The organism is Mycobacterium sp., assembly GCF_052145595.1.
Lineage (GTDB): Bacteria > Actinomycetota > Actinomycetes > Mycobacteriales > Mycobacteriaceae > Mycobacterium.
In genome coordinates this window covers 1-9644 of the sequence record NZ_JBKQOI010000245.1, presented here as the reverse complement: position 1 = coordinate 9644, position 9644 = coordinate 1, and the positions used below count along the sequence as shown (strand labels likewise).

Here is a 9644-nt window from a genome sequence, read left to right as displayed (position 1 = left end):
GTGGGCGGCTACACGGCGAGCTCGTCTGCGTGGGCCCGATACCCCACCCTAGGCCGTCTCACCGATCGACAACAGCCCGTTGATGACAAACATTCGGAGAACTCGCCAGTCAGCACCGCCGCGGCTGTCCCGCATGCGGCATATCCCAGAACGCACACGGTTTCCGAATCGAAACCTGTCGCTCGCATTCAGATCTCGCCGTCGTCGAACGGACAACCAGTCGCGGCCAGGGCGGAAGCCGGCTACCTCCTCAAGTCGTTGTTGGACAGTTTTGATGCCGCGGCCGGTCGGCTACACGTCACCACGTCGGCGATCAGCCAGCGCATCAAAGCGCGAGAAAGCGATGAGGTACTGGGTAAGTCGGCAATTATGGCGCGAATTGTGCCCAGTTTGGCGAATCACGCGAAGCGCTACAGCCTGAAGGCCACGAGGATCAGCGCGATGGCACCCAGACCGGCGATGAAGCCGGCCATGATGCCCGCTATCGAGTACGGCATGGGTCCAACTTCTGCCCGTAGTACCTTCATCTCCTGGCGATGCTGAATCCACGCCAGCGTTAAACCCGTAAGGCCCACCAGGATCATAATCATCCCGACGACCCAGGGACTAAGGATCGGTTCGCGACGCCTCTCATTCGTTGCGAGATACTCGAAAAACTTGAAGATTGTGAAACCAAAAGCGATCAAAGACGTACTCGTTCGGATCCAGGCCATCAGGGTTCGTTCCTGAGCCAGGCGTGTGCGTTGCGCCGCGAGACGAGTGGAGGCGTCGAGGGGTTGCTCTGCCACTCTCCAGCCTTTCCATTGAGGCGGCGGCTAGCGCCCATGTGCACCGCCCAGAACGCAACCGCCGCCACCGACGAAGCCACCCCTTGGCCGAGATCGCTCCCGCTTTGGTTAAGGGACAGTACAACGTCGTTGAGGGTGCCATTCGGAAGCCTAACGGAGCCAGAGGGGTGTCCATTATTGGTTGGAACGCACAGGCGCCGTCGATAACTACTTGACCTCTGGGAACACCGGGTGGCCTGAGCGATTGCCCGATCTAGACCGGACACTTCGACTGAAGTGAGTGCCCCGGGGCGACTAGCGGTGCCGGTGCTGATTATGCGGACGCATCGGCCATTGGTGTCCACTCTCCTCGTGCCCGATGTGCCGAGCACGCGACCGACGCTACGCTGCTGAGCCGGACCGAAGCGGCTGCTCACTGTTCGTACGAACTCAACCTCACCTTTCGTTAACGCTAGCGCGGCGTCGACAAGGTGTCTTCGTGACGGAGAGGGCAACCAAGCCAAGTTTGATCGGGGCGGTCCCGTCGGCAGCAAGAGATAAACCGCGACATGGGTCGGCGGTGGCATCAGGCGAAAGCGGCGTCATCCGTTCACAACTCGCACTCAGCGTGCGCATAGCAAGGCACCATAAGGACCTTGCACAGTCACGCTCACTCGAGGGCAGCACGCTGTTCGTCGATGTAGCCCGCGCGGAACAAAATCAGTGCGCTAACGACCAACACCCAGACGGGAAATGCCAATGTCAGCCACATAGAGACGTCGCCCGCGATGAGCAACCCGAGCGCCACGAGATAGCTGACGGCAACGAGCCACCGCGGCATCAGCCCGGTCTTGAGCCAGATGGTGGCCAGCGAAATCATAAACACGGCAGCCATTCGGATGGCGTAGGTTTTGGCGGCCGACACCACGATCATCCTGCCGAACGCGATCACCTCGACATGCGCCGCGGGATCGGTGACGCCCGCATTGGTAGCCACCAGCGCGGCGGCGACTGCGGTCGAGACGAACATCATCGCCAAAAACAGCAGACCGCTGCCTAAAAGCACCGATGCGAAGAACCGATCCTCGTAGCGGCCGAGGTTGTCCCGCACCACGCCGATGAACCACAGGAAGGTGATACCGGCGAACGGCATCAGCTTCGTCGCCGTTAAAATGCCGTCTTTTTGTGAGTCGAGCCATTCCGCCGAGTCACCCACTCCCTCTGGCATCTTCAAGCGGATCAGGATCAGCGTGGCGCCGAAAAGCAAGGCGAACAGAACCCCGGCCACGGCCGCCGCTCGCGGCGTCGTCAACTGATGGAGGCTTGGCCCTGCCGCGTGGGCGGGACCGTTGGGTGCGGACACCGCGTCATCGTGTCAGACCCGCCGCGCCCGTGCGCGATTTCAGGTCCGGGTGCAGGAAACCGGGCTGCAATTCAGGAATTCACTGCTGACGGCAGTGACCGCCGCTCACGCCGTGCGCGGCTTAATCAGGAGCCTCAGCAACACGAAGCGCCAGCACCACACGACGCGGTCGTGGGTCTGTGCGATCACACCGTTGTTGGGCGTTCCGGTGGGCTGTCGGTTGGTGTGTCGTCTTCTTGCTGGCAGAGTCGAATGCCCGGCGCAGCGGTAATGCTGTGCAGGATCAGGCTGAGCGTGACGATCACAACCACGGCCTGAGTGATCAACGTGCCCTGTTGTATCTCGCCTTCCTTGATCACGATCAGGCCGAGCACGAGTGTTCCAATTCCCCGGGGGCCGAACCATCCCATGAACAGTTTGCTGCGCCTCGGCAAACCGCTACCAGCCAATGCGATCGCGAGTGATGCGATACGTACCACGATCAACGCGAGAGCTGCGAAAACAACAACTCGCCAACCAGCGTCGCGCCAGGCCGGCACGACTGCCAGCGCGCCGAAAAGCGCGAACACCAGCAGTTCGAGAAGTTGGCCGGCCGCGTCGGAGACCTGTGTCGCCGCCACCTGGGTACCGCTGCGGCGCGAAACAACTGCGTAGGCCAACCCGCCGACGAAGGCGGTGACGAACCCGCTGCCGTGCAACCGCTCGCCAAGCCCCAAGCAGACGAGCGCGAGCGCCAGGGTCGCCAGCTGCGCCCAGGTGCCACTCATCCACCCGCGCGCACTGGATCGTGAGATCACCACGCCGCCGATCACACCGATGAGCACGCCGATCGCCAGCGAGGCGAACTCGGTACGAAACGCGAACCAGGCCCAGCGGACCGGAGCGGGATGAGTCTGCTCCGAGGCGAGCGCCAGCGCGGCCAGCAAAGCGGCCAGCGCAAAGCCGTCATAAAGGCCGCTCTCAATTGAGAGCGCATGACGGACATGCTCAGGGATGCGCCGATCCTCGAGCAGGGCGTCCACCAACGCCACCTCGGTGGGCGCCACGATAACGGCCAAGCACACGGCTTCCCAAAACGGCAGCATCGGCAGCACTAAGACGGCGATTGCCGTGTTGAGGGCGATAGTCACGGGTATTCCTATCGCCATCAGGCGCATTGGCAGATGGCCCCGCCGAAACACGGTCCGCAGGTTCAGCGTGGAGGCTTGGTTGAACAGAATCACCGTCAGCGCCAGCTCCGAAAGGACCGTGAAACCCTTCGTGTGGGACCCCGCGTCGATCAACCCCAAGCACGACGGACCGAGAACTATCCCTAGGACGACGAATATCAGCGCGGGCGCCAGGTACCAGCGTCGGACCAGGCCGGAGACGGCGGCGTAGCAGAGCACGAAAACTGTGAGGACGAACGCGGTCTGATTGTGCATTCTCTGTTCCTGCCTCGGCGTCGGCTCAATACTGACACTCGTCGACACGCCCCCGGGGTCCGCGTCTGCGGTGTCGCCTCAATCTGCCGCTCCTGGATCTTCGCTGCGCCACCAGCGGTGAGATGTCAACGTCCGCTGGCGGATTCGTCGAGCACCGGATGCCTCGACCGGTCAACCGGTCTCGAAATCTGCCGACACCCGATGCCGAGGCGTGGGATTGGCGCTCGCCGTCGATGCCCGCAAGATTTGCTCTTGCCGTTTCTTTCGAATTGTTACTCGCCGCAGTCTCTTATTTTGTTGTGCTTAGCTGAGTGGTATCGATAAGAAGGAGCAAGCATGATGCTTTCAAGGCGTGCCATGCGTAGCGCACTGGCGGGAGCGATCGGCACTTCGGCGATGGCCGGTGCGATGCTGTTTGGGGGTGCCTCGTTGGCGTTTGCTCAACCCACGCCCGCACCGCCATCTCCAACCCCTGCGGTCCCGGCGCCTGGGTGCACGGCCGCCGACCTGGCGCAGGCGTCGGGCACAGTCGGGACGGCGATGGGCGTCTACTTGTTCACTCACCCGGACGTCAACAACTTCTTCACCAGCCTTCGTGGGCATCCGAACGAGGAGATTCGCGGCGACGTCCAGAACTACATGAACGCCAACCCCCAGGTTGAGTCCGAAATCAACGGGATCCGCCAACCCCTCACCGACCTGAAAAATCGCTGCGATTACCAACCTAATTTGGGTCAATAGTCACGTAAGTGGTGTTACGCCCGACCATCACCCTCGACATAGATACGCCAGTCACGCCGGTGAGGAGACAAGCAAGATGAGTCATTGGAAACGGTCAGGGACTATCACGGCGGCGACCGTCTTGGCGCTCGTGGCCGTCCCCGGGACGATCATCACAATTCGCACACCCGGGGTCGCCAACGCCGACGTCTGCGCAAGCGCCGGCCGACGGGTATCGGTGAGTGGCTGCGCGAACGTCGCCGACGCGGTTGCGCCTTACGTTCCGCCGCCGGCGTACTACGCCCCCATGCCGTACGACCCACCGCCACCCCCGAACGTCACCGGATGTGTGAGCTACAACGGTCGGTGGGTCAACGCCGCCGGGTGCAATTAACCCCTTCCCATATCGCCACCGGATCGCGTGGCGTCCGGTGAGCAGCGCCGGGCGGGTCGGGGTGCACACGCTCACACTGCTGCCGGTTTCGCGGGGATCAACCCCGCGCGGGGCGTTGTCGTCGGGGTACCCGGCTTGACCGGGATTCCTGCCATCGCCCACTCGGCCATCGCCGTGATGGTCAGGCTCGGATTCACACCGGGATTGGCCGGGATGACCGCACCATCGCAGACAAAGAGGTTCTGGTAGCCGAACACTCGATGCTCGCGGTCGACAACGCCGTGCTCGGGGGTGTCGGCCGCTACCGCACCGCCCAGGATGTGTGCGGTGATCGGCATGTTGAACAGCGCCTCGGTCAGCCAACTCTGCGCTGTCCCACCGGTCCGGTCGGCGAGCCGCCGGGCGATGTCGTTGGCCACCGGCAGGAAGGTGGGCGTCGGGTTGTCCGGATCCTGGCGGGTGGTGAGCCGCAGCCGCCGGCCGACTATCCGCCGCTTGGGCACCAGCGACAGCGATGTGTCGGTGGTCTGCATGACGCCGGTGATGAGCGAGCGCTGTGACCAGCCGCGCGGATTGGTCACGCGGACAAATCGAATCGGGTGCCTGCAGATCTGGGCGAGCAGCTTGAGCGGCCTGGTGATTCTCGTTCCATCGCCGGTCAGCAATGTGAACATCAGACCCATCACGTTGCCGCCGGGCCCGTAGGTGACGGCTTCGACATGGCTGTTCCCGGTGGGATGCATGCTCGAGGTGATCGAAACGCTGCGACCCCATCCTCGGTCGTCCGGTGTGGTCACCGCGGTCATCGCCTCGCTGTTGGTGCGGACCAACTGGCCGAGCCGGTCAGAGATTCGCGGCAGCGCGCCGTCCCTCTTACATTGGGCGAGCAGTTGGTTGGTTCCCAGGGCACCGGCGGCTACGACGACACCGCGTGCGGTCTGCGTGCGGCGGTCCTTGCGAATCCAGGAGCCAGTGCGTTCGCTGGTCACGGCGTACCCGTCTGAACCGTCCGCCGCCCCCAGCGGCCGGATCGAGGTGACCGTGCGTTCGGGATCGATCTGCACACCGAGGCGCTCGGCGAACCAGAGATAGTTCTTCGGCAGCGTGTTCTTGGCATTGTGGCGGCATCCCAACAGGCACAACCCGCATTCGATGCAACCCGACCGGGCCGGACCGGCGCCGCCGAAGTACGGATCGGCGTGTACCGCGCCGGGCTCGCCGAAGTAGACGCCGACGGGGACTGGGCGGAAGGTGTCGGCTACACCTAGCTCGACGGAAATGGCCTCGATGGCTTCGTCGGCGGGCGTGCGCCGCGGCTGCGTCACGACGCCGAGCATGCCCTCGGCCAATTCGTAGTACTTTTCGAGATCCGGGGCGTCCCCGCATACGTTGCGCCAGTCCTCGAAGAATCCATCCCCGGCGCGCCAGAGGGTCTGCGCGTAGACCAGGCTGCCACCGCCCACGCCGCTTCCGCTGAGGATCATGACGTCTTTGAACGGTGTGATCCTCAGAATGCCGTTCAAACCCAGCTTCGGCGCAAAGATCGTCCGGCGCAGCTGTGAGAGTCGCTCGGCGAAGTCGTGGTCCTCGAAACGACGCCCGGACTCCAAAACGGCTACCCGATAGCCCTTCTCGGCCAGGCGCAGCGCAGATACGCTGCCGCCGAAGCCGGACCCGACAATCAGGTAGTCGTAGTCGTGTGCCTGGCTCATCATCGGCTCCTTCGCGCGTGGGAGTTGGCGGTTCTGACTGGTTTTGCAACTGTTGTTGTCTGGTACTCGCCGGAGAGCGGATCCAGTTGGTAGACCCCTGGGCCGGGCGCGGGTCGGCCGCCTTGGGCGAACGCGCTTGGCAGCGGTCGATGCGAGGTGCTGGTTGGGATGCGCTCGACAACGCGCACGAGATGCGGTCGCCGGTCCGGGGGCAGCTGGCTCAGTGCTGCGGAGAGGTCCTCGGCGTCGAGCGATCGCCCGGATCGCAGCGTGACGGCGGTGACCGCGAGGTCGTCGCCGTCCGCTCCACGGACGGCGTATGTGACGCTCATGTCGATCGCGTCGAGGATGCCGAGTGCGTCTTCGACCGCGGACCCGCCGACCACCCCGTGGGAGGTAGTGACGAGCGAGTCGGCACTGCCTGCGAGCCAGAAGTCGCCGTCCTCATCCCGGTAGAAGAGGTCTCCGGTCCGCAGCCACGCGTCTCCCGGAGTGAATAGCCCGCGAAGCGGACGCGACGGTTGCGACATTCCCGGCTCGACCCGGGAGAGCAACATCCCGATTTCCCTGGGCCGGCACTGCTCGGCGGAGCCGTCGGCCCGAAGGGCCAGCTGCCGGGTCTTTTCGTCGATGCGGGCGATGCGCAGCTCGGGACTGCCCGGAAGCGGGGTGCCCAGGCAACCGACCTTTGTGCCGGGCATGTTGACCAGGATCGCGTCGGTCTGCGCGGAGGCATAGTACTCCACCACCCGGGCCGGGGCGAAGCGCTCAACGACCCTGTGCCACAGTCCAACCGGCATCCCCGAGCCGATGAAGGTGCGGATCGTGTGGTGGTGCTCACCCGGATGCGGTGGCGCCTCGACGAGGTCGCGGAGTTGTGTCCAGGTGTAGGACACCACGGTCACGCCGTAGCGGCGGGCTTCGTTCCAGAACGTGTCGGGGTCGAAGCGGCTCGCCATCGAAAAGCGGGCGCCGCTGGCGATGGCACCCCCCAAGGACATCAAGAGGCCCGACGGGTGGTGGATCGGGTTGACACTGAAGACCGTGTCGCGCGGTCCGAGCTCAGCCGACGTCGCGGTTCCGAAGGCGGCCCGCGCCCAGCGGGCATTGGTGATCATTCGCGCCCTCGTCGACGGACCGTCGCCGGTGAACAAGACAAACGCGGTTTCGCGCGCCAGGCCGGGATTCGGTCGATACCAGGTCGGGAGGATGACTTCATCTGGATCGATGCGCTCCAGGTCGATCACGCCGTCGACGCCGAGGTCCCGTTGTCCTCCGCCGCCGCCGAGCACGAACACCTCGGCGTCCGTCTGCGCGCGGACGGAGTCGACGTGTTCCGGGTCAGTCACGATGCGCGCGGTGCCACCAAGTTTGATCTCCTCGGTGAACGCCCCGTCGGGGCGCAACAACACGACCACCGCTCCGATCCGGTCGAGCGCGGCAACGGCGATAAGCATGCTGGGGCGGGTGTCCATCAGGACGCCGACGGGTTCACCCTGACGCACGCCGACCGACAGCAGTCCCGCCACCACAGCGTCAATACGCGTCTTCAGGGCAGCGTGAGTGTGCGCGCGATCTTCCCACAAGAACCCGACTGCACCGGGGTGGCCTTCGGCGCGTTCGTCGAGGAGGCAACCGAGCGACACCCGCGTCTCAGGGCGCACCAATTCCAGGCGCAGCAGCCGCGGCAGATTAGCGGCGGCGCCCGCCGTGAGTGCCCACGTCGCGTCGAGCGTCGACGCGCCCAAGCGCCAGCCGGCTTGCAATCCCTGGCCTACCGCCGCGATGAGCGGGTTGCGTCCGTTGCTGTCGGAGGCGACCTCCGACGGTTCGGTGGCCATCGGCTCGATGATCTCGGGCATCTCCGTGCCGTTGTCGACATGCGATGCCCAGGCGGCAACCGTCGGCCAGGTTCGGGTCGTTGCCGCTGAACCCACGACGATGCCGAGGTGTCCGACCGGCAGCGAGACCTCGTATATCTCGGCACGCGGAGCCGCGCGGCGGATCGCCCGGACCGCCTCGGGCTGTCCGATCTGGTCGTTCTCGCCGACAAAGCACAGGACGGGCCGTTCGATGTCGGCGAGGGTCAGCGGTTGCCCGTCGATGACCATGCCGCCAGACAGCATCCGGTTCTGTGCGATGAACTGCCGCAGTGCGTCGGCGAGCGCCGGAGCCGGCCAGGCGATCCAGCCTTCAGACTCGATAAAGCGCCGCTGGCGCTCGTTGGGCAGTAACGCTTCGCGATCGTGCAGTTGCCGCAGGAACTGCACTCGTGACCGCACATTCTTGACCGGATCGAGCAGCCGAAAGCCTTCGCGGGTAGCCCAACCGGGCAGTCCCGTGCGGTCCAGTAACGTTGCGATCGCGTCTGCGGCGAATTCCATCACCGGTTCGGGCAACGAGAATATGCCCACCGACTTGGTGTCGACCGGGCTACCGAAGGAGATGACGCTTGCCAGCCCCGCACCGCGGCGGTAGGCGGCAACGGAGTAAGAGAACACGCCACCCTGGCTGTATCCGCCCAGGTGAACGTCTCTGCCGGTCAGGTCCCGGACCCGGTCGACGATCTCGCTAGTCGCAACGATGTGATCGGCGAGCGTCCGCTGCAGCCCACCTTCCTCATGTTCGGGTGCGCCGAAGTCGACCACCCACGGGTCGATGCCGTGCTCATGCAGCACGCTCACCGCCGACGACGAAGAGGACACGTCGTAGACGTCGGCCACGAACATCATCGGCGGGACGAGAACCACCGCCGGCCGTCCGGTGCTGTCGCTATCCGGGAAATACCGGCGCAGCCGGTACATCGGCTCCTTTGCAACCACCTCGAACGGCGAGCCTTTCTCGCCCGTCTCGAACCCGCCGTGCATGAGCAGCTGCGCCGCGTTCATCGCCACCGCACCGAGTTGGTCGGTCCTTTCGGCGATTCCCACCCGTCCCATGAGGGCAGCTGCTCGATTAGAGATGTTCATGTTGACTCGTTCCATAAAACCAGTCAGATCTGACTAGATTGTTCCAGTAAAGCAGGGATCGCGGGGTCGGTCAATAGCTCCGCCCCGGGCTGGTAGCCGGGCTTTTCCCGTCCGAGGAGCGCACGTCGCCGTCTGCGCCCGGACAGGCGACCTCCGAGTTCTTCGTTTGACCGACCATTGACCCGCCGCAGCGCGACCGCTAGCCTCCAAACCAGTCAAAACTGACTGGTTCAGGAGAATGTCGATCTGATGCACAGCACCAATCCGAGCGCGCGCGGATCCCTCACAACGGCGA

7 protein-coding genes and 1 pseudogene are annotated in these 9644 nt (G+C 64.5%); 3 read left to right on the top strand and 5 right to left on the bottom strand.

Translation table 11 applies throughout. From position 1 onward, the window contains the following. Positions 1-258: 258 nt before the first annotated feature. Positions 259-339, top strand: a pseudogene (locus ACLP4W_RS21475) (LysR family transcriptional regulator); the annotation flags it as partial. Positions 340-410: 71 nt separating this feature from the next. Here ACLP4W_RS21475 and ACLP4W_RS21470 read toward each other — a convergent pair. The 3 genes from ACLP4W_RS21470 to ACLP4W_RS21460 all read right to left on the bottom strand — a co-directional run bounded on the left by ACLP4W_RS21470 (position 411) and on the right by ACLP4W_RS21460 (position 3554). Further along, the gene (locus ACLP4W_RS21470) at positions 411-788 is read right to left on the bottom strand and encodes a YidH family protein (RefSeq protein ID WP_442389414.1); all 378 of its coding nucleotides are present in this window, start codon (positions 786-788) and stop codon (positions 411-413) included. A gap of 649 nt (positions 789-1437) precedes the next feature. Continuing rightward, positions 1438-2055: a hypothetical protein gene (locus tag ACLP4W_RS21465; RefSeq protein WP_442389412.1), complete on the bottom strand. Its 618-nt coding sequence runs from the start codon at positions 2053-2055 to the stop codon at positions 1438-1440. A gap of 260 nt (positions 2056-2315) precedes the next feature. Continuing rightward, the gene (locus ACLP4W_RS21460; RefSeq protein WP_442389410.1) at positions 2316-3554 is read right to left on the bottom strand and encodes a cation:proton antiporter; all 1239 of its coding nucleotides are present in this window, start codon (positions 3552-3554) and stop codon (positions 2316-2318) included. 357 nt (positions 3555-3911) lie between these two features. Here ACLP4W_RS21460 and ACLP4W_RS21455 point away from each other — a divergent pair, with 357 nt between their 5' ends. Together ACLP4W_RS21455 and ACLP4W_RS21450 are read left to right on the top strand one after the other, a co-directional pair. Beyond that, complete coding sequence (locus tag ACLP4W_RS21455; protein ID WP_442389409.1) at positions 3912-4295, top strand: heme-binding protein; 384 nt, start codon at positions 3912-3914, stop codon at positions 4293-4295. A gap of 76 nt (positions 4296-4371) precedes the next feature. Then, the gene (locus ACLP4W_RS21450; RefSeq protein ID WP_442389407.1) at positions 4372-4668 is read left to right on the top strand and encodes a hypothetical protein; all 297 of its coding nucleotides are present in this window, start codon (positions 4372-4374) and stop codon (positions 4666-4668) included. A 71-nt stretch (positions 4669-4739) separates the two neighbouring features. On the opposite strand, the gene ACLP4W_RS21445 is transcribed toward ACLP4W_RS21450, so the two are convergent. Both ACLP4W_RS21445 and ACLP4W_RS21440 read right to left on the bottom strand, forming a co-directional pair. Further along, positions 4740-6380: a GMC oxidoreductase gene (locus ACLP4W_RS21445; RefSeq protein WP_442389405.1), complete on the bottom strand. Its 1641-nt coding sequence runs from the start codon at positions 6378-6380 to the stop codon at positions 4740-4742. Next, positions 6380-9349, bottom strand: coding sequence for an AMP-binding protein (locus ACLP4W_RS21440; protein ID WP_442389403.1), 2970 nt, complete (start codon positions 9347-9349; stop codon positions 6380-6382). Before ACLP4W_RS21440 ends, ACLP4W_RS21445 begins: the two co-directional genes overlap by 1 nt. Positions 9350-9644 lie beyond the last annotated feature (295 nt).